This window comes from Pseudomonas sp. Eqa60 (assembly GCF_018326405.1).
In the GTDB taxonomy this organism is placed as follows: domain Bacteria; phylum Pseudomonadota; class Gammaproteobacteria; order Pseudomonadales; family Pseudomonadaceae; genus Aquipseudomonas; species Aquipseudomonas protegens.
On record NZ_AP024342.1, the window covers coordinates 1504800 to 1525319 of the forward strand.

Consider the following 20520-nt stretch of genomic DNA (forward strand, 5'->3'; position numbering starts at 1 on the left):
GTACTGTTACTGGACCGCATAAGACTTAATGAAAGTAGCAATTTCCGAACCAGAGTCCCGAACAGGTGTTTTAAAAGCGCTGGAAAGCAGCGACATGAGGGAACCCGTGCGCTGAGATGGGGCGTGATTTTTGGTAGGCGCCAATAAGGTGCGAAGGGGTGGGCAATCTACGATGGGCGAACTGACAGGGCTGCCAGTGCCAAGCGCGGTTGAGGGCGCCGGTGAGCTGTTCGTTTTGGAGCAGGCCCGCTTGCACAGGACGTGCAAGCGGGTGGGGGAAGGTTACTTGCCTGGAACCAGGGTCAGGCGGGTCTTGCCGTAGCTGCGCTCGAAGTTCTGCGGTTGCATCGGCAGGCTCAGGTACTGGGCCTTGAGCCAGCCGTCGATGCCGTTGGCATAGTTGGGGCTCACCGGGTTGCCGGACTGGCCGCTGCTGTTGAGGCCCATCAAGGGTTCGCTGAGGCCGAAATCCACGATCAAGCGCAGGGCCGGTGTATCGGTGATGGCAAAATCCTGCCCCCAACGGTACGCGGCGCTGTTGATGGTGTTGTGGTCGCCCCCGGCCTGAAGCGGGCCACGGATCTGCCGGCCATTGGCGTTGGTCCACTGGTAGCTGTGCAGCTTGCCCCATTGCCAGGCCTTGCGGTCGGCGCCCAGCAGTTGCTCGCCGGAGCTGATGGCGGCTGCCAGGCTACGGGCGAGGATGGCTGGCTTGTCTTCCTTTTGCGCGGTGCGCGAATCGTCCCAGAACGGGCTGTCTTCCTGGCCCAGCAGGTGGTCGGCCTGGGCCGAGTAGGAAAGGTTGCCGTTGGCGACGAAGGCTTGCCAGGCGTCACTGGACTCGGGGCCGAGCTTGTCGAGGAAGATCTGCTTGGCGCTCTCCTGCAGGAACAATTCGTACAACGCCGCGTCGGCCGAGCCGGCGCTGACCTTGCCGTCGAACGCCAGCAAGCGGCTATAGGCTTCCCTGGCCTTGGCGCGTTCGGTATCGGGCAAGGCCTCGATGGCCTGCTTCAGCGGCTGGGCCATGCCCGGAGCTTCGAACATCTTTTTCAGTTTGGCGGCGAACAGGGTGCTTTGGTCGTACTGCAGGGCGATCAGGCTGCGGTTGTCCTGCTTGCCGCTGGAGGCCAGACCGGCCATGCGCTCGGCCCGTTCCGGGGCGTGCCAGGAATTGGACAGCTGCATGCCGTAGCCCCGCGAGATCACTCGCTGGTTGGCGGTGGCGATCCAGCCCTGGGGCGGGTCCTGGTCGTAGGGGTGGAGCATCGGGTCGGCGTAGCCGTCCCAGTCGTAACGGCCATCCCAACCCGGTGAAGGCAGCAAGCCTTCGCCTTCGCGGCGGTTGGGGAAGCGCCCGGTGACCTGCCAGCCGATGTTGCTGGCGTCGGCAAACACCATGTTCAGGGCAATGGCGCGGATTTCCCGACTGGCATCCGAGGCCTTCTCGACATTCTGCGCCCGGGACAGGTCGAAGAAGGCGTCCAGGGTCTTGTCGTCCTTGAGCTCCGGCGTCTGCAGGGCCAGGCCGAAACCGTTACCGAGCGCTGCCCCCAGGGCGCTGTTGAGCAGCGGGCCATGGCGGGTTTCGTACACGGCTTCGCGAATCGGCCGCTGGCCTTTGACGAAGTAGGTTTCGTTGCGCACGGTCACCGGCTGCCATTTGCCGTTGTTCTGGTAGTACAGGGCGTTGCCCTGGCGCTTGAGCTTTTCCAGGAACAGGTCCTGGTTGTCTCCCTCCACCGAGCTCATGCTCCAGGCCACCTTGCCGTTGAAGCCCTGGAGAATCGCCGGCAGGCCAGCGATGGACGCGCCAGCGGCCTGGTATTTCGGCGCGCGGATCTGGGTGTAGTACCAGGCTTGCAGGTGGCTGTCGGCGGCCAGCAGGCTGCGGCCGGTGCGGCTGCGCTGTGGGGCGATGGCCAGGTTGCTGCCGCCGCGGGTGCCCAGGCTGTTGAGCTGGGCCAGACGGTTGATGGCGCGGCTGACTTCGTTCAGGCCCGGCACAGTGAGATTCAGGCCCTTGAGCTTGTCCGCTTCGGCCAGGGGCAGGGGTTCATCGGGATAGCTCGGAGTCAGCCACGGCAGTTTGTCGCTGCCGACTTTCTGCGCCAGCCCCAGGGCGTTGATCTCTTCTTGCAGGTTGGCGGACTGGCCGAAGTTCAGCAGGCAGAAGATCAGCGCCGAATCCTCGGCTTTCCAGTATTCGGGGGTGTAGCCCTGGGCTGCCAGGTCCGGCGGCAGCTTGTCGCGATAGCGGAACAGGTAGGCGTTGACGCCCCGGGCATAGACCTCGAAGAAGCGCTTGATCCGTGGCGACGAAGCCTTGTACAGCTCATCGGCGCTTTTCTTCAGGTTGATCGCGCGCATCAGGCGGTCCACTTCCAGTGCGTCGGCACCGGACATTTCGGCCAGGCGGCCCTGTGCCAGCAGGCGCAGGGTCACCATCTGGCCAATGCGGTCGCTGGCGTGCACATAGCCCAGGGTGAACAGGGCGTCATGGAAGCTGCTGCTTTCGATCAGCGGTACGCCGACCGCGTTGCGCCGCACGGAAACGTTCTGTGCCAGGCCCTTGAGCGGTTGCACGCCAGAGGTGGGGGGCAGGGTGTCTTGAGTGTTCCAGGACTGGCAACCGGCCAGGCTCAGAGCACTGGCCACTGCCGCGGCAACGCCGAACCGGGGAAGAAAATGTGAGAAGGCTGGCGAGGCCATGGCAAAGCTCCTGCGGGGGGTAGCGTCGATAAAGGCGCTACGTTAGTGAGCAGGCGAGTGCCGCGCAAGCGGGGGCAGGAGGTATTTCTCGACGACGCTGCAAATAGCGATCGCCGGCGCGTCAGCGCCTGGCAAAACCCGTAGGAGCCGGCTTGCCGGCGAAGAGGCCTTCTGGCCTTGGCTGGCCCTTGCGGGCACCGTGACTGGCAAGCCAGCTCCTGCAGGCACAAGGTTCAGGAGGCGGGATTGACCTGCTCTACCAGGGCATAGGCCCGCTCGGTAGCCGGCCGGGCCTGGATGCTGTTGAACCAGCGCTGCAGATTTGGGAAGTCCTCGAGTTTCTGGCTCTGCTTCTTGTAGGAAGCGATCCAGGGATAGATCGCCATGTCGGCAATGCTGTAGTCGCTGCCGGCGACGAACTTGCGGTCCGCCAGGCGCCGATCGAGCACGCCGTACAGGCGCGCGGTTTCATCCACATAACGTTTGATGGCGTAGGGGATCTTTTCCGGGGCGAACTGGCTGAAGTGATGATTCTGCCCAGCCATCGGCCCCAAACCGCCCATCTGCCAGAACAGCCATTGCAGGGCTTCCTGGCGCCCGCGCAGGTCCTGGGGCAGGAACTGGCCGGTCTTTTCCGCGAGGTACAACAGGATCGCCCCGGACTCGAACAGCGACAGTGGCTGGCCGCCATCGGCGGGTTGGTGGTCAACGATCGCCGGAATGCGGTTGTTGGGCGCGATCTTCAGGAATTCGGGCTTGAATTGCTCACCCAGGCCGATGTTCACCGGGTACAGGGTGTAGGGCAGGCCGGCTTCTTCCAGGAACAGGGAGATCTTGTGGCCGTTGGGGGTGGTCCAGTAATACAGGTCGATCATGGAACGCTCCAATTGGGATGTATCTGTGCTTAAGGACAGCAAACTCCGGCATTAGGTCGTCCTGTCTGCATTCGATGGCTTGCCTGAACAGCTAAGTGATGCTCAAGTGCGGCAAATTCAATGACCTCGACAGAGAAAAACATGCCCCTTCCGGCCAGCACCGCACTGATGCTCATCGACCAGCAGCAAGGCATCCTCCAGCCTCGGCTTGGCCCGCGCAACAACCCCGAGGCGCAGGTGCGGATGCTCGAACTGCTGGCCCACTGGCGCGCCCACGGCTGGCCGGTGATCCATGTGCAACACCTGTCGCGTTCGCCGGATTCGGTGTTCTGGCCCGGGCAGTCGGGGGGAGTTTCAACCGTGCTTTGAGCCCCGGGACGGGGAATGGCGGGTTCAGAAGCAGGTGCCGGATGCGTTTTGCGCCAATTCGCTGGAAGCGGATTTGCGGCGCGAGGGGATTGCCGGGTTGGTGATTGTCGGTGTTGCCACCAACAACTCTGTGGAGTCGACGGCGCGTACGGCTGGCAACCTGGGCTTTGCCGTGTGGGTGGTGGCCGACGCCTGCTACACCTTCGACAAGCCCGACTTCAGCCGTCGGGCCCGTAGTGCCGAGGAGGTGCATGCCATGTCGCTGGCCAATCTGGATGGCGAGTACGCCACCGTCCTGGACCTGTCGCAGTTGCTGGCCCAGGAGGCCGGGCGCAGCTGAAGGCGCAAGTGCTCAGGCAGGCCCCGCCCGCGCTCAGGTCAGGCGCCGTGGCACTTCTTGAATTTCTTGCTGCTGCCGCATGGGCAAGGGTCGTTGCGGCCAACGTCTTTCAGTGCGTTGCGTACCGGCTCCTGGTGGGCGTGGTTGCAGTGCGGGCCGTGAACATGGCCATGGTCGTGATCGTGGTGGTCATGATCGTGGTTGCAGTCAGGTCCATGGACATGAGGTTGCTGGGTCATTGCGGGTTACTCCGGGATAAAATCGCCGGGAATTATCACGCCATTGCGCTTCAGGTGCACGTCCTGGCCGATGAATAATCCGATTTCCAGTTCCCCTTCGAGGCGGTAGGGGATAGGTCGCTCGGGCTTGCGCAGCAATTTCACCACATCGCGGATCTGCGGCCACAGGTTGGTCCGCACCGGCACCTTGAAAAAGCGGCTGCTGTGGGGCGTGACGGTGAACCAGTGTTCGTGCTCGCCTTCGCTGAGCAGGAAGCGCTCCAGGTAGACCTTGTAGGTCAGGCGACGCACGGTCAGGTCGCTGTCGTTGGGGTTATCCACCCGCAGGTGCAGGGTGAAGCGTTGTTCCAGCAGGTTGGCCTTGACCACCTCGACCTTGACCAGATGCACCGTCGGGTCGACGGACTCATCGCTGAACCAGGAGGCACAACCCGTCAGGCCCAGCGCGCCGAGCAGGCACAAGGTTCGTAACGCTCGCAGCTCACCGATCATTGCAAGACTCCCTCTGGATGCCGGTGCCCATCCTGGGCCCGGGTTGGTATCGGCCGGTAGTGGCTCAGCGGCTGAAATAGCTGGCGCAGCACTTCTTGAACTTGTGCCCGCTGCCACAGGGGCAGGCGTCGTTGCGGCCGGATTTGAGGGGAACCGTGGGGTCGATGAAATACCAGCGTCCCTGGTTCTGCACGAAGGATGAGCGTTCGCGGTGGCTATGCTCGCCCTGGCTGTCGTGCCAGCGGGCAGTAAAGGTGACAAAGGCATGCTCGGGCTGGCCGCCGAAGACTTCCGAGCTTTCGACCTGCAACCCCAGCCAGGTGCTTTGGGCGCTCCAGTCGCTGATGGACTGGCGATCCAGGCCCGCCTGTTGCGCCGGCAGGGTGGTGGCCAGCAGGTAATCCACCTGCCCCAGCACATAGGCACTGTAGCGCGAACGCATCAGGGCTTCCGCGCAGGGCGCGGGATGGCCGGCATGGTAGTGGCCGCAGCAGGCATCCAGCAGGTTGCCGCTGCCGCAGGGACAAATCGAGGCACTCATTGTGTTACCACCAATACTTTCCAAAGTTTTCCGGGTTTGCCCAGAATCGTGAGTTGAGCCAATCGGGCACTTGCTTGTATTCAAGCAGATCGTAGGTGAACAGGGTCAGGACCTGTTCATCGCGCTGAAAGCGTTCGCTGGCCTGCAACGCCAGGGAATAGAAGTCGGTTTCCTGCCAGCCGCAGGCACACAGGTCGGCCAGCACGGCGATCCGGCTGGCATTGAGGTTGCGAATGCCCCCAAGCAGGTTCAGGCCGTCGCGCTTGGGCAAGTGCTCCAGGCAATCCACGGCCAGGGCCAGGTCGAAACGTCGCGCTGCCAGTTCCGCAGGCAGAGGGCCGGGTGCCGCCTGGGCCACTTGGGTCGTGGGGTGGGCCTCCTTGAAGGCAGCCAGGGCGGGGAAGTCGCTGGCACCGATCAGCAGCAGCTGTTGTGGTGCGTAGCGATCCAGCAAAGCCGCCAGGGCCTGCTGCGGGGTACGGTTGGAAATGCCGGCGCTCATCTTAGCTCCTCGGTCAGAACGCTAAAGACTAGCGTGCCGGCATCTGCGGGCCTAGAGCGGTTCACCACTAAATCGGCGAACCTCCCGTGTTTACGGGGCGAAACCGGTGATAGCCAGGTGCTGGCGCAGATGAAATGCGCGGTCTTTACTCCGTGAATCGGCCTTGAGCCGATCCCTCAGGAGAAATCAGATGAGCATCATTCGGACGGCAGTACCCCTGGTTCTGTTAACCAGTGTGTTGACTGGTTGTGCAGGTTTGCAGAAAACCGACTGGCCGATCTGCGCCGCGGTAGGTGGCGTCACGGGCGCGGCGCTGGGCGCCACCGAAAGCTCCTCGTGGGCGGGCGGCGGCGCACTGGTGGTCGGTGGCCTGGCGGGTGCGTACTGCTGGGTAAAAGGTGATGGCGACGAGGACGGCGATGGCGTGCCGGACAGCCGCGACAAGTGCCCCCACACACCCAGAGGCGTCCAGGTCGATGCCAACGGCTGCCCACCACCGCCACCGGTGGTAGAAGAGGTGGTAGTGGTCAAGGAAGAAACCATTGTCATTCGTGATGTGCACTTCCATTTCGACTCGGCCAAGCTGACCGATGCCGACAAAACCAAGCTCAACACCATTGTCACCCGACTGAAACAGGAGGCGTCGAGTGCCCAACTGCGAGTGACCGGCCATACCGACAGCGTCGGCAGCGATGCCTACAACCAGAAACTCTCGGACAAGCGCGCCCACTCGGTCGTGGAGTACCTGATCAGCAACGGCATTCCCCGCAGCAGCTTCGTCTCGGTAACCGGCGCCGGTGAAAGCAAGCCAGTGGCGGATAACAAGACCGCCGAAGGCCGGGCGATGAACCGTCGTACGGAAATCCAGATCAACCGCTGAAACCCCAGGGCCTGTGCGGCGACGAGCCGCACGTGGCCGCCTCTGCTCCTGTGCCAGGACCATGCTGATGGCGCAGGAGCCTTTGATCCCGGTGTCTTCTCGGCGATGGGCTCAGCCTGTCTGTAACGGGCGATCCTCGTCGATCCGGTGGCTAAACAGCCACTTCGTGAAGAATTTTCATTCCCCTCTGGCTTACCCCCGGGATAAGTCGTTACTGTGCGCGCAAAGAATAATTCACGAGGGGAGCGTATGAAGGTTTTATGGGGGCTGGGGAAGTTTCTGACCTTGGTTTTCTGGTTGGTGGTGCTGATCAACCTGGCCAGGCCGTTGATCAACCCGCTGCATCTTCTAGTGAATCTGGCGGGCAGCCTGTTGCTGCTGACCCATTTGCTGGAACTGCTGCTGTTCAACGGCAGCCTCAAGGATCGGCCACATCCCTGGCGTGACCGGCTGTACATCCTGCTGGTGGGGATCTTCCACCTGCAGACTCTTCCTGCTCCTGTCGTTGTCGAGGCCGACCATGCGTAAGCTCTGCCTGCTGGCTCTTTTCTGCAGCCCCCTGGCCATGGCCCAGGTGGTCAAGGTCGAAACCAACTCCCTGATGCGTCTGCCCAATACCGCCAGCACTCTGCAACTGGAGCGGCTGGAAGTGGCGGACTATGGCACCTTGCTGATCCCGGCCAATGTCACCGAGCTCAAGGTGGACGAACTGCTGCTGGGGCATGAGGCGCGGATCGCCATCGTCCCTACCGAACAGAGCCTGCACTTGACTGTCCGCCGTGCGGAGCTGGAAGCGGGTAGCCAGATCACTTCCCGAGGCGCGCCGGGTACCTACCTGAAGGCCGCCAAGCCGGGGCGCAACCTGAACCTGCGCATCGAGTCGTTGCAGGCCGAGACGCTGTCTGTGGACGCCCGGGGTGGTGCCGGTGCGCCGGGTTATGTCGGTCTGGATGGCGCCAATGGCCAGGAACCGGGCTGCACCTGGGGCAGCGCGGGGCGTGGGGCTGACGGTGACAATGGCGGCGATGGCCGTCCTGGTGCGGCAGGCGCCCAGGTCCGGGTGGAACTGCCGCGAGACTTCCCCAGCGAGCAGATCAAGGTCTGGGTCGATGGTGGCGCAGGCGGGCTGGCCGGTGCCGGTGGCAAGCCGGGTGCGGGCGGCAAGTCCAAGGGGTGCCTGGTGTACCGCACCGACGGTGGCAAGAGCGGACGGCCCGGCGCCCAGGGGCAGCCTGGCCCAGCCGGCGAGCCTGGCGCGCTGACGGTGCAGCGCCTATAAGCCGTAACGCTTGCGTTGAACCTTGCCCGGCCGCCCGCTTCTGTAGCGGGCGGCCTGTTTTCAGAAGGTCGGCCGGGCCGCCGCCAGGGCGACCAGCACCAGGCCGATGATCAGGTTGCTGCCCACCAGCCGGCGGATCTTGCCCAGCGCCGCGGCACCAGCGGGCCAATCCTCGGCCGCTACTGCCTTGCGCAGCTCCGGCAACTGCAGGGACTGGATGCGGATGAACAGGGCGGTCATCACCAGGTACAGGCCCATCATGATCTGCACATACTTGGGCGCGGTTTCAAAGCCGCTGAAGCGCAAATGCAGCAGGCCGATACCGCTGATCGGCAACAGCACCACGGCGATCCACACCCAGACGAAAAAACGCGGAAACACTTGCGCCCACAACTTCAGCCGCGCCGGCCCCTCCAGGGCCACCATGGCCGCCGGGCGCAGGACCATCCAGGCGAAGAACATGCCGCCGACCCAGACCAGGGCGGCCAGGACATGCAGGGTGTAGGCAAGGGCGAAAGGGGTCATTCGGGTACTCCGTTCTGCGCGGGATGAATTAGCGGGGTATGATAGCGGCCGATTCGAACCACTGAAAATTTATCCAGCGTTTTGTGCGCCCGAAAAACCATGATCAGCAACGAACTCAAAACCACGATCCAGGGCGCCTACTCGCGTTTTCTCGAAGCCAAGAGCCTCAAGCCGCGTTACGGCCAGCGCCTGATGATCGCCGAAGTGGCCAAGGTCCTGGGTGATATCGACACCGACGACGAAGGCCGGCGCAGTGGCGACCCGGCGGTGGTCGCCGTGGAAGCCGGCACCGGTACCGGCAAGACCGTGGCCTACAGCCTGGCGGCAATTCCCACGGCCAAGGCCGCCGGCAAGCGCCTGGTGATCGCTACCGCCACCGTCGCCCTGCAGGAGCAGATCGTCTACAAGGACCTGCCCGACCTGATGCGCAACAGCGGGCTGAACTTCAGCTTCTCCCTGGCCAAGGGCCGTGGTCGCTACATGTGCCTGTCCAAGCTCGACATGCTGCTCCAGGAAGGCCACGCCCAGACCGCCACGGCCCAGCTGTTCGAGGAAGAAGGCTTCAAGATCGAAGTGGATGAAGCCAGCCAGAAGCTGTTCACCAGCATGATCGAAAAACTCGCCGGCAATAAATGGGACGGCGACCGCGACAGCTGGCCCACGGCCCTGGAAGACGCCGACTGGGCGCGCCTGACCACCGACCACAGCCAGTGCACCAACCGCCATTGCCCGAACTTCGGCCAGTGCGCCTTCTATAAGGCTCGGGAGGGCATGGGCAAGGTCGATGTGATTGTCACCAACCACGACATGGTCCTGGCCGACCTGGCCCTGGGCGGCGGCGCCGTGCTGCCGGACCCGCGCGACACTCTCTATGTGTTCGACGAAGGTCACCACCTGCCGGACAAGGCCATTGGCCACTTCGCCCATTACACCCGCCTGCGCTCCACTGCCGACTGGCTGGAGCAGACCGCCAAGAACCTCACCAAGCTGCTGGCCCAGCATCCGTTGCCGGGTGATCTGGGGCGCCTGATCGAGCAGGTGCCGGAGCTGGCGCGGGAGATCAAGACCCAGCAGCAGTTCATGTTCACCGCCTGCGAGCAGATCGCCGATTTCCGCACCGGCGAAGACATGGAAGGCCGCGAGCGGCCACGCCACCGTTTTGTCGGCGGGCTGATCCCCGAGCATATGCGCGAGATGGGCCTGGAGCTGAAAAAGGGCTTTTCCCGTCTCACCGACCTGTTCACCCGCCTGACCGAGTTGCTCAAGGAAGGCATGGATGGCGAGGTCAACATCGGTATCGCCAGCAACCAGGCCGAAGAGTGGTACCCGCTGTTCGGCAGCCTGCTGGCCCGTGCCTCGGGCAACTGGGAACTGTGGACCGCGTTCACCGTCGAGGACCCGGAAGACAATCCGCCCATGGCCCGCTGGCTGACCCTGGCCGAAAGCGGCTCGCTGTTCGACATCGAGGTCAACGCCAGCCCGATCCTCGCTGCGGAAATGCTCCGACGCAATCTGTGGAACGTGGCCTACGGTGCCCTGGTGACGTCGGCGACCCTGACTGCCCTGGGCACTTTCGACCGTTTCCGCATGCGTGCCGGCCTGCCGAAAAAGGCCGTGACCGCCGTGGTGCCGAGCCCTTTCCACCATGCCGATGCCGGGGTGCTGCGGGTGCCCGACCTGCGGGCCGACCCGCGGGACGCGCCAGCGCATACCGCGGCGATCATTCGCGACCTGCCGGAACTGGTGGAGGGCTCGCGAGGCACCCTGGTGCTGTTCTCCTCGCGCAAGCAGATGCAGGACGTGTTCGACGGCCTGGACCGGGACTGGCGCAAGCAGGTGTTCATCCAGGGCAACCTGTCCAAGCAGGAAACCCTGAACAAGCACAAGGCGCGGGTCGACGGTGGCGATTCCAGCGTGCTGTTCGGCCTGGCGAGTTTCGCCGAAGGGGTGGACTTGCCCGGGGCCTACTGCGAACACGTGGTGATCGCCAAGATCCCGTTCTCGGTGCCGGATGACCCGGTAGAGGCGGCGCTGGCGGAGTGGATCGAAGCCCGTGGCGGCAACCCGTTCATGGAAATCTCGGTGCCGGATGCATCCCTCAAGCTGGTCCAGGCCTGCGGTCGCCTGCTGCGCACCGAACAGGACCGCGGCACCATCACTCTGCTGGACCGCCGTCTGGTCACCCAGCGCTATGGCAAGGCTATCCTCAATGCCTTGCCGCCGTTTCGCCGAGAAATATCTTAAGCACGGCCCGCATATTTGCGTGCCGTGCTGTCTATTTCATGTCACCGCTTCAGCACCGGCCGTTCATCGGTCTTTAGGGAGAGCCAGGTTCATATGATTCGCCGTTCGTTGCCCGCTGTATTTGCCCTGTTGTTTGCCGCGCCCGTCTGGGCGGCCCCTGCCGGACAACAGACGCTGTTCAACTTTGTCCGACCTGCTGCTGTGGTGCAGGTGGCGACACAGGATGCCAGCCTGCCGCAATCCAACGCAGAGCAAACGGCCGAAGGCGAAGTGCTGCGGCGCATCATCTTCAACCCCACGAGCCGGCCGAGCCTGAGCCTGGCGCCCCAGAGCGGGGCCTGGGACTGGTCGCAGTCGGGAATGATGAGCCTGCGTATCCAGAGCGCGATGAACTGGGCCCTGACCCTCTACGTGACCATCCAGAGCAATGATGGCAAGACCCTGGTCAGCCGCGTCGACCTGCCGGCCGGCCCGGCGCAGACCCTGCTGGTGCCGCTGGTGGCCAGCAGTCCGCTGAGCCAGGGCATGAAGGCCGCGCCACCGATGCCGATGACCCTGGACGGCCAGCGCATCCTGCTGGCCAGCAGTGAAGGGCAGCTGGACCGCAGCCAGGTGGTGTCGGTGACCTTGTCCATGGACAACCCCAAGGCGGCCCAGAGCATTCTGCTGGAGCGTTTCGGCGTGCAGGACGGCGAGGGGGTGATCAAGGCGGTCTACGGTTCCCTGGTGGATGCCTACGGTCAATCGACCCGGGCCCGCTGGCCGGAAAAAATCACCAGCGACGATCAGCTCAAGGCGGCCGACGCCAAGGAGCAGCAACAGCTCCAGGGCTGGCTGGGGGAGCGCGAGAAGGCTTCGCTGGACAGCTACGGTGGCTGGAACAAGGGGCCGAGCTTCAAGGCCAGCGGCTTCTTTCGCACGGAAAAACGAGATGGCCGCTGGTTCCTCGTGACCCCGCAGGGGCATCCGTTCTATTCCCTGGGGGTCAATACTGTGGCGCCCGACAACAACCAGACCTATGTCGCGGGCCGGGAATGGATGTTCGGTGCCTTGCCCAAGGACGACGAACCCCTGGCGGCGTATTACGGTGAAGGCGACAACCGTGGCGGCAATGGCGCCGACCAGGGCCGTGGCTATGGTTCAGGGCGCTGGTATGACTTCTATCAGGCCAACCTGCAACGGACCTACGGCAAGCCCTGCACCGCGGACAGTGCCACTGCGCAGCAGGCGCCGGCCGACACCTCGCCGGCGCCCCAGGCAACTCCTTGCGTGGCACCGGCCTTCGACCAGAAACGCTGGGTTGGCCACACCCTGGACCGCTTGCAGGCCTGGGGCTTCAATACCATCGGCAACTGGAGCGCTCCGGCCCTGGGGCTGGCCGACCGGGTGCCTTACACCTTGCCGCTGTCGATCGTGGGTGATTACGCCAGCATCAGCACCGGCAGTGACTGGTGGGGCGGCATGCCGGATCCTTTCGACCCGCGCTTTGCCATGGCCACCGAACGTGCCGTGGCCATTGCCGCCCGCGACCATCGGGACGACCCCTGGCTGATCGGCTACTTTGCCGACAACGAATTGGCCTGGGCCGGCCCCGGCGACGATGCCAAATCCCGCTATGCCCTGGCCTACGGCACCCTGCGCCTGACCACCGACGTACCGGCCAAGCGCGCGTTTCTCAAGCAACTGCGGGACAAGTACCGCAACCAGGCCGGGCTGTCGAAAGCCTGGGGCATCGACCTGCCGGCCTGGGAGTTGATGGAAGACCCGGGTTTCGTGCCGCCGTTGCCGAGCCCGGAGCACCCGGAGATCGAGGCCGATTTCAAGTATTTCCAGAAGGTCTTCGCCGATACCTACTTCAAGACCATCTCCGACTCGCTGAAATGGCACGCCCCCAACCACCTGCTGCTGGGCGGGCGGTTTGCCGTGAGCAACCCTGAGGCCGTGGCTTCCTGCGCCCAGTACTGCGATGTCCTGAGCTTCAACATGTACACCCTCAAGCCCCAGGACGGTCAGGACTTTGCCTACCTGCGCAGCCTCGACAAGCCGGTACTGGTGACCGAGTTCAACTTCGGTTCCCGGGATCGCGGTCCGTTCTGGGGCGGTGTGACCGAGCTGGCCCGGGAAGAGGACCGTGGCCCGGCCTATGCCAACTTCCTCAAGCAGGCGGTCAGCGAGCCGTCGATTGTCGGCGTGCACTGGTTCCAGTACCTGGACCAGCCGGTGACCGGGCGCTTGCTGGACGGTGAAAACGGCCATTTCGGCCTGGTGGGCATCACCGATGTGCCGTTCCAGGGCTTTGTCGACAGCGTGCGCAAGAGCAACCTGCAGGCCATTGATCAGTTGGGCAAGGCCGCGGAGCAGGCTCGGGTCGAGGCGGAGCAGGCCGTGGCTGGTGAGCATGGGGGCGATGGTGCTGACAAAGGCCGCGCCGGTAAGGGCCCGGGCGGGCACGCCGGAGGCCATGCCGGCAACGGTCATTGACGTTCACAAGGCCTGAGCGGCTTTCCGGGAAACCCCGGGCAGCCCTCTGAAACGAGGGTTTGCCGGTGATAGCCGGCAGCTCGCCGGCTGTTCCCAAATGCCTTCGGGGCTGGAACAATGCGCGCCACGTTGTCGAGCATTGTTGCAGGGGGAGTCAGGGGTGCAGATTCAAGGTCATTACGAGCTTAAATTCGAAGCGGTACGCGAGGCGTTCGCCGCCCTGTTCGAGGACTCCCAGGAGCGCGGCGCGGCGCTGTGCATCCAGGTCGGCGGGGAAACCGTCATCGACCTGTGGGCCGGTACCGCGGACAAGGACGGCGCCGAGGCCTGGCACAGCGACACCATCGCCAACCTGTTCTCCTGCACCAAGACCTTTACCGCGGTCACCGCGCTGCAGTTGGTGGCCGAGGGCAAGCTCAAGCTGGATGCGCCCGTGGCCGACTACTGGCCGGAATTCGCCGCGGCGGGCAAGGCAGCCATTACTTTGCGCCAGTTGCTCTGCCATCAGGCCGGCCTGCCGGCAGTGCGCGAGCTGTTGCCCGCGCAAGCCCTTTACGAATGGCAGACCATGGTCGATGCCCTGGCCGCCGAGCAGCCCTGGTGGACGCCCGGTGAGGGGCACGGCTACGCAGCCATCACCTATGGCTGGCTGGTGGGCGAGTTGATCCGGCGTGCCGATGGGCGCGGGCCGGGGGAGTCCATCGTGGCCCGGGTCGCCAGGCCTTTGGGGTTGGACTTCCATGTCGGCCTGGCCGATGAGGAGTTCTACCGCGTGGCGCATATCGCCCGTGGCAAGGGCAACATCGGCGATGCTGCGGCCCAGCGCCTGCTGCAAGTCACCATGCGCGAACCCGATGCGATGAGTACTCGGGCATTTACCAATCCACCGTCTATCCTGACCAGCACCAATAAACCCGAGTGGCGGCGCATGCAGCAGCCGGCGGCCAACGGCCACGGCAATGCCCGCAGCCTCGCCGGGTTCTACAGCGGCCTGCTGGACGGCAGTTTGCTGGAAGCCGACATGCTCGAAGAGCTGACTCGGGAACACAGCCTGGGCATGGACAAGACGTTGCTGACCCAGACCCGCTTCGGCCTGGGTTGCATGCTCGACCAGCCCCAGGTAGCCAATGCCACCTTTGGCCTGGGCGCGCGGGCGTTCGGGCATCCGGGGGCAGGGGGCTCCATCGGTTTTGCTGACCCGGAGCATGATGTGGCGTTCGGTTTTGTGACAAATACCCTGGGGCCCTATGTATTGATGGACCCTCGGGCACAGAAGCTGGTGCGGGTTTTGTCGGATTGTCTGTAAAAAGGTTGCTGTTAAGAACTTTTTTGCTTAAACATGCTTGGAAAGCTGCAGGATGGAACCCTGTGGCTTTTATAATTTCCAAGCGTCTGTTTGTAACGGTTGTTTAGACCGAATTTTTTATCTCATTTTGTGGATATCCCATGTCGTCGAACAAGTCTCTAGCCTTGGCCATCTGCCTGACCGTCACCGGTTGCGCGCAAACCCCACAAAATGAAGCGGATGGCGGCCACTGGTGGTCATTCGGCTCCGATAAGGCCAGCAGCAAGGAAACCCCAGCTGCGCCTGAAAAGCCGGTTGCCACCACTGAAGCCGCACCTGCCGCTTCTGCAAGCAAGCCTGCGGTAGTGGCCAAGGCCGCTGCACCGGCCCCTGCTGCCAAGAACACAGCCGCTGGCAAGCACCCGGCCCCTGCCGCCAAGGCCGCTGCTGGCGCCAAGCCGGCGCCTGTCGCTGCTGCCGAGCCCGCTCCAGCTCCAGCGCCGGTCGTTGCCGCAGCCCCTGCCGCTCCTGCCGCCAAGGCCGAGAGCAGCAAGTGGTGGTGGCCGTTCTCCTCCAAGGATTCTTCCGACAAGCCAGTGGCCGAAGCGAAGAAGGCCGAGCCTGCCCCAGCGCCGGCAGTGGCAGCGGCAGCCGACTCCGAAACCCACTGGTGGTGGCCGTTCCCCAAGAGCCAGCCCAAGCCTTTGAGCAAGGTCAATGTGGCGGACATCCCGATGCCCGACCCGAAAATCACCCAAGCCTGGCTGGACGACTACGAGCCACGCCTGCGCGAAGCGGTGAAGGACAGCAAGCTGCAGATCGAGCGTCGTGAAAACGTGCTGGTGGTCACTGCGCTGGTAGATGCCTCGTTCAACCCGGATCGTCCAGCCATGCTGCTGCCGGTCACCCTGGGTCCGTTCACCCGCGTCGCCAAGGCGGTGGAAGGTGATCCGAAGACTGCCGTATTGATTCTCGGCCATGCCGACGCCACCGGCCCGACCCTGGCCAACCAGAAGCTGAGCCGTGATCGTGCCCAGTCCGTAGCGGCAATCTTCAGCCTCAGCGGCCTGAAGCAGGACCGCCTGATGCTGCGTGGCATGGGTTCGGTGATGCCGCGTGCCGCCAACGACAGCCCCCAGGGTCGCTCGCTGAACCGTCGGGTAGAAATCATGCTGACCCAGCGCAGCACCATGCTGGGCCTGCTGAGCAAGTACAACCAGCCGACGCCTTCCGAGACTGAAATGGTTGCCGTACAGGATGCCGTGCCTCCAGTACCCGCGGCTTCTGCCAAGAAAGCGGCGCCTGCGAAGAAGGCTACCGTGGCCAAGAAGCCGGCAGCCAAGAAGGCTCCGGTGAAGAAGGCCGCCGCCTCTTCGAAGACCGCAACGGCTACCGCCCAGGCTAAAAACTGATTTTCAAGGATAAGGAAGCAGGCATGACTCAGTCCCTGGCTGATATGCGCCGCGACTACACTCGCGACGGCTTGTCCGAGGCGCAGGCCCCGGCTGAACCTTTTGCGCTGTTCCACCAGTGGTTTGCCGATGCGGTGAAAACCGAGCAACCGCCGGTGGAAGCCAATGCCATGACCGTGGCGACCGTCGATACCGATGGTCGCCCTCACTGCCGCATCCTGTTGCTCAAGGGCCTGGATGAGCAGGGCTTCACCTTCTTCACCAACTACGAGAGCGCCAAGGGCCAGCAGCTGGCTGCACGGCCCTTCGCCGCCATGACGTTCTTCTGGCCGACCCTGGAGCGTCAGGTGCGGATTGAAGGGCGGGTGGTCAAGGTCACTCCACAGGAGTCCGATGCCTATTATCAGGTGCGTCCCCTGGGCAGCCGGCTGGGAGCCTGGGCTTCACCGCAGAGCCGGGTGATCGCCGATCGTGACGAACTGCAAGAGTTGCTCAAGGCCACTGAGGCTCGCTTCAGCGATAGCCAGCCCGATTGCCCGGAACACTGGGGTGGTTATCGCCTGCTGCCGGAGCGCATCGAGTTCTGGCAGGGGCGCCCCAGCCGACTGCATGACCGTTTGAACTATCGCCTGCAAGGCCAGGAGTGGGTCCGCGAACGTCTGGCTCCTTGATCGGATTGCAGGTCACTCGCCGGGGTAGCCGGCCGCAGCGGTTTCCAGCCATTGCGGCAGGTCCCGGCGTTTTACTTTCTGGCGCTGGGCCTCGGCCAGTTGCTCCAGCATGAATTGCTTCTTCTGGGCATCGGTTCCGGTCAGGGAGAGGGCCAGGTCCCGATCGGTCCAACGCTTGATGCGTACATACAGCCACCAGTGGAAATACAAGCCAGCTGCGGTGGTCGCGATGATGATGAAGTAGTCCATGGAAAATCCTTTGTTCGGTGGCGCTATGCAGGGAGCTGGAGCTACCGTAATGAGAAAGCCTGGCGTTTACGCAGCCTGTACTTTGGCTGAATGAAAGCAATTTTATCCGGGCGACGCCGTGACAGGCGTCAAGCTGCGGAGTCTAATGATTATCTGTCCTTTGGAGTTGATCCTATGCGTAAGTCTGTTTTGCTGGTTGCATCCTTCACCACGATGGCAATGTTGCTCGGTGGCTGTGCCTCCAACCTGACCGGTGACTCCTATTCCCGTGATGAAGCGCGTCGTGTGCAAACCGTGCGCATGGGCACCATCGAATCCCTGCGTCCGGTGAAAATCGAAGGCACCAAGACCCCGATCGGCGGCGCTGCAGGTGCTGTGATCGGCGGCGTTGGCGGCAGCGCCATCGGCGGCGGCCGTGGCAGCATCGTCACCGCAGTCATCGGTGCAGTAGCCGGCGGCCTGCTGGGCTCGGCCACTGAAGAAGGCCTGACCCGTACCCAGGGCGTTGAAATCACCGTGCGTGAAGACGACGGCAGCATGCGTGCCTATGTGCAGCAGGTTCAGGAAAACGAAGTGTTCCGCGTGGGCGACCGCGTGCGCATCATGACGGTCAACGGTACCAGCCGCGTTACCCGCTGACCCTCCCTGCTACAAAACAAAACCCCGGCCAGGCAACTGGTCGGGGTTTTGTGTTTTCAGCCTGGCCAAGCGCTGCGGATCAGGACGCCAGGGTGTTGTTTCTGCGGCTGGCAGCGGCGGTGACGGCGTAACCGATCAGGGCCGCAAACAGTGAACCGGTCAGGATGCCCATGCGGTCCATACCGGCGTATTCGCTGCTGCCGGGCTCGAAGGCCAGGGAGCCGACGAACAGGCTCATGGTGAAGCCGATACCACACAGAATTGCCACGCCGAGCACCTGGCCCCAGTTGGCCCCGGACGGCAAGGCAGCGATACCGGTTTTCACTGCCATCCAGGTCAGGCCGAAGACGCCGATGGTCTTGCCCAGCAGCAGGCCGACCGCGATCCCCATGGGAACATGGTGGGTGAAGCTTTCGAGGGTCACGCCGCTCAGCGACAGCCCGGCATTGGCGAAGGCGAACAGCGGCAGGATGCCGAACGATACCCAGGGATGCAGGGCGTGTTCCAGCGCCTTGAGCGGCGAGGGTTCGGCGTTGCGGGTGCGCAAGGGTATGCAGAAGGCCAGGGTCACGCCGGCCAGGGTCGCGTGGACCCCGCTCTTGAGCACGCAGACCCAGAGGATCAGGCCGATGATCATGTAGGGTCCGAGCTTGACCACGCCCATCCGGTTCATCGCCACCAGGGCGGCGATGCAGGCGCCAGCCAGCATCAGCGACAGGGTCGACAGCGTGCCGGAGTAGAAGATCGCGATGATCACGATCGCTCCCAGGTCATCGATGATCGCCAGGGTCATCAGGAACAGTTTCAGCGAGGTCGGCACCCGCTTGCCCAGCAAGGCCAGCACCCCGAGGGCGAAGGCGATGTCGGTGGCGGTGGGAATCGCCCAGCCATTGAGGGCGGGCGGGTTGTCACGGTTGAGGAACCAGTAGATCAGCGCCGGCACCAGCATGCCGCCGATGGCCGCTGCGCCGGGCAGGACGATCTGCGACGGCTTGGCCAACTGCCCCTCCAGCACTTCGCGCTTGACCTCCAGGCCTATCAGCAGGAAGAACAGTGCCATCAGGCCATCGTTGATCCACAGCAGCAGCGGCTTGGCGATCTTCAGGGCGCCAACCTGGGCCACCACCGGGGTTTCCAGCAGGCCGTTGTACAGCCAGGACAGGGGGGAGTTGTTGATAATCAGGGCCAGGATGGCTGCGGCGATCAATAACAGACCGCTGGCAGCTTCCATGGCAAAGAAACGAGTGAAAGTGCTACGCAGAGGCAAGGTCGCTCTCCATCTAAAAACTAAAAAGGTGGCACACCCTAACCCGTACAGTTAGTTGTTAAAACAAAAGTTATATTCTTTTTTGTTATATGCAGAAGGCAAGCGGGCTGCTGAAAAATCCCCCTTGCAGTTGTGTTTCCAATTGCTTCATAGCTGTACCTGTAAGGGGGGCAGGATATTTCCTAACATGTCCGTCCGCAGCGGCTGAGGGGGCATTTTTTCCAGGAAAAGGCGCCTGCCCGTCGCGAGCCTGGATCACCTATGCTGGGTGCATTTCATCTTCTTGCGCCGGTACGGCGTGCGATCCAACGAGAATAGAGCATGAGCGACAATCGCCAGTGGGCCCGTGAGGCCATCCGTATCATCGAAGCCGACTTCCAGCGCAGCGCCGACACTCACCTGATCCCGCTGCCGTTGCCGGGCCTGCCGGGCATCGAGCTGTATTTCAAGGATGAATCCAGCCATCCCACCGGCAGCCTCAAGCATCGCCTGGCCCGCTCGCTGTTCCTCTATGCCCTGTGCAATGGCTGGCTCAAGCCCGGCGCGCCGGTGATCGAGGCCTCCAGTGGCTCCACGGCGATCTCCGAAGCCTATTTCGCCCGGCTGCTGGGGCTGCCGTTCATTGCCGTGATGCCGGCGACCACTTCCCAGGAGAAAATTGCCCAGATCGCCTTCTATGGCGGCAAGAGCCACCTGGTGCAGGACCCGACGCAGATCTACGCCGAGTCCGAGCGCCTGGCCCGGGAGAGCGGCGGCCATTTCATGGACCAGTTCACCTATGCCGAGCGCGCCACCGACTGGCGGGCCAACAACAACATCGCCGAGTCGATATTCCAGCAGTTGCGTTTCGAGCGGTACCCGGAGCCCAGCTGGCTGATTTCCAGCCCGGGCACGGGCGGTACCACCGCGACCCTGGGGCGCTACGTGCGCTATCGCCAGCACTGCACTCGGGTGCTGTGTGCCGACGCCGAGCGCTCGGTGTTCTTCGACTATTACCAGAGTGGCGACGCCAGCCTGCGCCTGGACTGCGGTTCGCGGATCGAGGGCATCGGCCGGCCGCGGGTCGAGGCTTCGTTCCTGCCCAAGGTGATCGATGCCATGGTCAAGGTGCCGGATGCCCTGTCCCTGGCGGCCATGCATTATCTGGCCCAGCGCCTGGGTCGTCGGGTTGGCGGCTCCAGCGGCACCAACCTGATCGGCGCGCTGATGGCCGCGCAGCAGATGGTTGCGGCCGGCGAGTCGGGGTCGATCGTGGCGATTCTGTGTGATGGGGGCGAGCGCTATGCAACCACCTACTACGATGAGCAGTGGCTGGCAGAGCAGGGTTATGAACTGACGGTGTTGATCGAGGCGGTAGCCGCCAGTGTCGAGCGTGGTGAGGCGCTACCTGCCAGCGTATTGCGCGCCGGTATCTGAACTTGTCGTAGGCGCCGGCTTGCCGGCGAAGAGGCCCTTGAGCCTTGCGTTGTTCTGGACGACGCCTTCGCTGGCAAGCCAGCTCCTACGGTAGGCGGTAGG

Annotated in this window: 19 protein-coding genes and 1 pseudogene; 11 read left to right on the plus strand and 9 right to left on the minus strand. The window is 63.5% G+C overall.

The features are described 5' to 3' along the window. Window positions 1–282: 282 nt before the first annotated feature. Window positions 283–2712 carry a penicillin acylase family protein gene (locus KI242_RS06720; RefSeq protein WP_212806002.1) on the minus strand — a complete coding sequence of 810 codons (2430 nt, stop codon included), beginning with the start codon at window positions 2710–2712 and terminating at the stop codon, window positions 283–285. A 233-nt stretch (window positions 2713–2945) separates the two neighbouring features. Further along, entirely contained in the window at window positions 2946–3587 is a 642-nt protein-coding gene (locus KI242_RS06725; RefSeq protein ID WP_011059612.1) for a glutathione binding-like protein, read from the minus strand. 141 nt (window positions 3588–3728) lie between these two features. Between KI242_RS06725 and KI242_RS06730 the strand changes: the two are divergent. After that, a pseudogene (locus tag KI242_RS06730) lies at window positions 3729–4296 on the plus strand (cysteine hydrolase family protein). 38 nt (window positions 4297–4334) lie between these two features. Here KI242_RS06730 and KI242_RS06735 read toward each other — a convergent pair. From KI242_RS06735 to KI242_RS06750, 4 genes are all read right to left on the minus strand, one after another. Continuing rightward, window positions 4335–4535: an SEC-C metal-binding domain-containing protein gene (locus KI242_RS06735; protein ID WP_007923047.1), complete on the minus strand. Its 201-nt coding sequence runs from the start codon at window positions 4533–4535 to the stop codon at window positions 4335–4337. Between the two features lie 6 nt (window positions 4536–4541). Next, window positions 4542–5027: an LEA type 2 family protein gene (locus KI242_RS06740; protein ID WP_015634397.1), complete on the minus strand. Its 486-nt coding sequence runs from the start codon at window positions 5025–5027 to the stop codon at window positions 4542–4544. Between the two features lie 64 nt (window positions 5028–5091). Beyond that, window positions 5092–5568, minus strand: a complete 477-nt coding sequence (locus KI242_RS06745; protein ID WP_011059615.1) for a YchJ family protein — start codon at window positions 5566–5568, stop codon at window positions 5092–5094. Window positions 5569–5572: 4 nt separating this feature from the next. Then, window positions 5573–6070, minus strand: a complete 498-nt coding sequence (locus KI242_RS06750; RefSeq protein WP_011059616.1) for a DUF6231 family protein — start codon at window positions 6068–6070, stop codon at window positions 5573–5575. Between the two features lie 190 nt (window positions 6071–6260). On the opposite strand from KI242_RS06750, the gene KI242_RS06755 reads away from it, so the two are divergent. The 3 genes from KI242_RS06755 to KI242_RS06765 all read left to right on the plus strand — a co-directional run bounded on the left by KI242_RS06755 (window position 6261) and on the right by KI242_RS06765 (window position 8229). Further along, window positions 6261–6950: an OmpA family protein gene (locus tag KI242_RS06755; protein WP_011059617.1), complete on the plus strand. Its 690-nt coding sequence runs from the start codon at window positions 6261–6263 to the stop codon at window positions 6948–6950. A gap of 249 nt (window positions 6951–7199) precedes the next feature. Beyond that, window positions 7200–7478: a DUF1145 domain-containing protein gene (locus tag KI242_RS06760; protein WP_011059618.1), complete on the plus strand. Its 279-nt coding sequence runs from the start codon at window positions 7200–7202 to the stop codon at window positions 7476–7478. Continuing rightward, window positions 7471–8229 (plus strand): hypothetical protein, encoded by a 759-nt coding sequence (locus KI242_RS06765; protein ID WP_015634398.1) that lies wholly within the window; start codon window positions 7471–7473, stop codon window positions 8227–8229. The genes KI242_RS06760 and KI242_RS06765 overlap by 8 nt, the downstream gene beginning before the upstream one ends. 60 nt (window positions 8230–8289) lie before the next feature. On the opposite strand, the gene KI242_RS06770 is transcribed toward KI242_RS06765, so the two are convergent. Continuing rightward, a complete protein-coding gene (locus KI242_RS06770) occupies window positions 8290–8754 on the minus strand; it encodes a CopD family protein (protein ID WP_011059620.1) in 465 nt (154 codons plus the stop codon). Between the two features lie 99 nt (window positions 8755–8853). Here KI242_RS06770 and dinG point away from each other — a divergent pair, with 99 nt between their 5' ends. The 5 genes from dinG to pdxH all read left to right on the plus strand — a co-directional run bounded on the left by dinG (window position 8854) and on the right by pdxH (window position 16847). Further along, the gene (gene dinG / locus KI242_RS06775; protein WP_011059621.1) at window positions 8854–10998 is read left to right on the plus strand and encodes an ATP-dependent DNA helicase DinG; all 2145 of its coding nucleotides are present in this window, start codon (window positions 8854–8856) and stop codon (window positions 10996–10998) included. A 93-nt stretch (window positions 10999–11091) separates the two neighbouring features. After that, window positions 11092–13479, plus strand: coding sequence for a beta-galactosidase (locus tag KI242_RS06780; protein WP_053156658.1), 2388 nt, complete (start codon window positions 11092–11094; stop codon window positions 13477–13479). A 160-nt stretch (window positions 13480–13639) separates the two neighbouring features. Beyond that, entirely contained in the window at window positions 13640–14785 is a 1146-nt protein-coding gene (locus tag KI242_RS06785; protein WP_019094465.1) for an EstA family serine hydrolase, read from the plus strand. A gap of 140 nt (window positions 14786–14925) precedes the next feature. Next, window positions 14926–16176 carry an OmpA family protein gene (locus KI242_RS06790; RefSeq protein ID WP_053149407.1) on the plus strand — a complete coding sequence of 417 codons (1251 nt, stop codon included), beginning with the start codon at window positions 14926–14928 and terminating at the stop codon, window positions 16174–16176. Between the two features lie 23 nt (window positions 16177–16199). After that, the gene (gene pdxH / locus KI242_RS06795; protein ID WP_011059625.1) at window positions 16200–16847 is read left to right on the plus strand and encodes a pyridoxamine 5'-phosphate oxidase; all 648 of its coding nucleotides are present in this window, start codon (window positions 16200–16202) and stop codon (window positions 16845–16847) included. A gap of 12 nt (window positions 16848–16859) precedes the next feature. Here the strand turns inward: pdxH and KI242_RS06800 are convergent, their stop codons facing one another. Continuing rightward, complete coding sequence (locus tag KI242_RS06800; protein ID WP_212806003.1) at window positions 16860–17096, minus strand: hypothetical protein; 237 nt, start codon at window positions 17094–17096, stop codon at window positions 16860–16862. A 174-nt stretch (window positions 17097–17270) separates the two neighbouring features. Here KI242_RS06800 and KI242_RS06805 point away from each other — a divergent pair, with 174 nt between their 5' ends. Then, window positions 17271–17735, plus strand: coding sequence for a glycine zipper 2TM domain-containing protein (locus KI242_RS06805; protein WP_011059627.1), 465 nt, complete (start codon window positions 17271–17273; stop codon window positions 17733–17735). Window positions 17736–17814: 79 nt separating this feature from the next. Here the strand turns inward: KI242_RS06805 and nhaA are convergent, their stop codons facing one another. Further along, on the minus strand, window positions 17815–19002 hold the full coding sequence (nhaA, locus tag KI242_RS06810) for a Na+/H+ antiporter NhaA (protein WP_011059628.1): 1188 nt from the start codon (window positions 19000–19002) through the stop codon (window positions 17815–17817). Window positions 19003–19323: 321 nt separating this feature from the next. Here nhaA and KI242_RS06815 point away from each other — a divergent pair, with 321 nt between their 5' ends. Further along, window positions 19324–20418, plus strand: a complete 1095-nt coding sequence (locus KI242_RS06815) for a PLP-dependent cysteine synthase family protein (RefSeq protein WP_011059629.1) — start codon at window positions 19324–19326, stop codon at window positions 20416–20418. Window positions 20419–20520: the final 102 nt, after the last annotated feature.

Bases quoted from the DNA above. Each gene is read 5' to 3' on its own strand.
- KI242_RS06735 (WP_007923047.1), bottom strand. From the start codon at position 4,535: ATGACCCAGCAACCTCATGTCCATGGACCTGACTGCAACCACGATCAT.
- KI242_RS06740 (WP_015634397.1), bottom strand. From the start codon at position 5,027: ATGATCGGTGAGCTGCGAGCGTTACGAACCTTGTGCCTGCTCGGCGCG.
- KI242_RS06725 (WP_011059612.1), bottom strand. From the start codon at position 3,587: ATGATCGACCTGTATTACTGGACCACCCCCAACGGCCACAAGATCTCC.
- KI242_RS06720 (WP_212806002.1), bottom strand. From the start codon at position 2,712: ATGGCCTCGCCAGCCTTCTCACATTTTCTTCCCCGGTTCGGCGTTGCC.
- pdxH (WP_011059625.1), top strand. From the start codon at position 16,200: ATGACTCAGTCCCTGGCTGATATGCGCCGCGACTACACTCGCGACGGC.
- KI242_RS06750 (WP_011059616.1), bottom strand. From the start codon at position 6,070: ATGAGCGCCGGCATTTCCAACCGTACCCCGCAGCAGGCCCTGGCGGCT.
- KI242_RS06780 (WP_053156658.1), top strand. From the start codon at position 11,092: ATGATTCGCCGTTCGTTGCCCGCTGTATTTGCCCTGTTGTTTGCCGCG.
- KI242_RS06815 (WP_011059629.1), top strand. From the start codon at position 19,324: ATGAGCGACAATCGCCAGTGGGCCCGTGAGGCCATCCGTATCATCGAA.
- KI242_RS06760 (WP_011059618.1), top strand. From the start codon at position 7,200: ATGAAGGTTTTATGGGGGCTGGGGAAGTTTCTGACCTTGGTTTTCTGG.
- KI242_RS06770 (WP_011059620.1), bottom strand. From the start codon at position 8,754: ATGACCCCTTTCGCCCTTGCCTACACCCTGCATGTCCTGGCCGCCCTG.
- KI242_RS06800 (WP_212806003.1), bottom strand. From the start codon at position 17,096: ATGGACTACTTCATCATCATCGCGACCACCGCAGCTGGCTTGTATTTC.
- dinG (WP_011059621.1), top strand. From the start codon at position 8,854: ATGATCAGCAACGAACTCAAAACCACGATCCAGGGCGCCTACTCGCGT.
- KI242_RS06805 (WP_011059627.1), top strand. From the start codon at position 17,271: ATGCGTAAGTCTGTTTTGCTGGTTGCATCCTTCACCACGATGGCAATG.
- KI242_RS06790 (WP_053149407.1), top strand. From the start codon at position 14,926: ATGTCGTCGAACAAGTCTCTAGCCTTGGCCATCTGCCTGACCGTCACC.
- KI242_RS06755 (WP_011059617.1), top strand. From the start codon at position 6,261: ATGAGCATCATTCGGACGGCAGTACCCCTGGTTCTGTTAACCAGTGTG.
- KI242_RS06765 (WP_015634398.1), top strand. From the start codon at position 7,471: ATGCGTAAGCTCTGCCTGCTGGCTCTTTTCTGCAGCCCCCTGGCCATG.
- KI242_RS06745 (WP_011059615.1), bottom strand. From the start codon at position 5,568: ATGAGTGCCTCGATTTGTCCCTGCGGCAGCGGCAACCTGCTGGATGCC.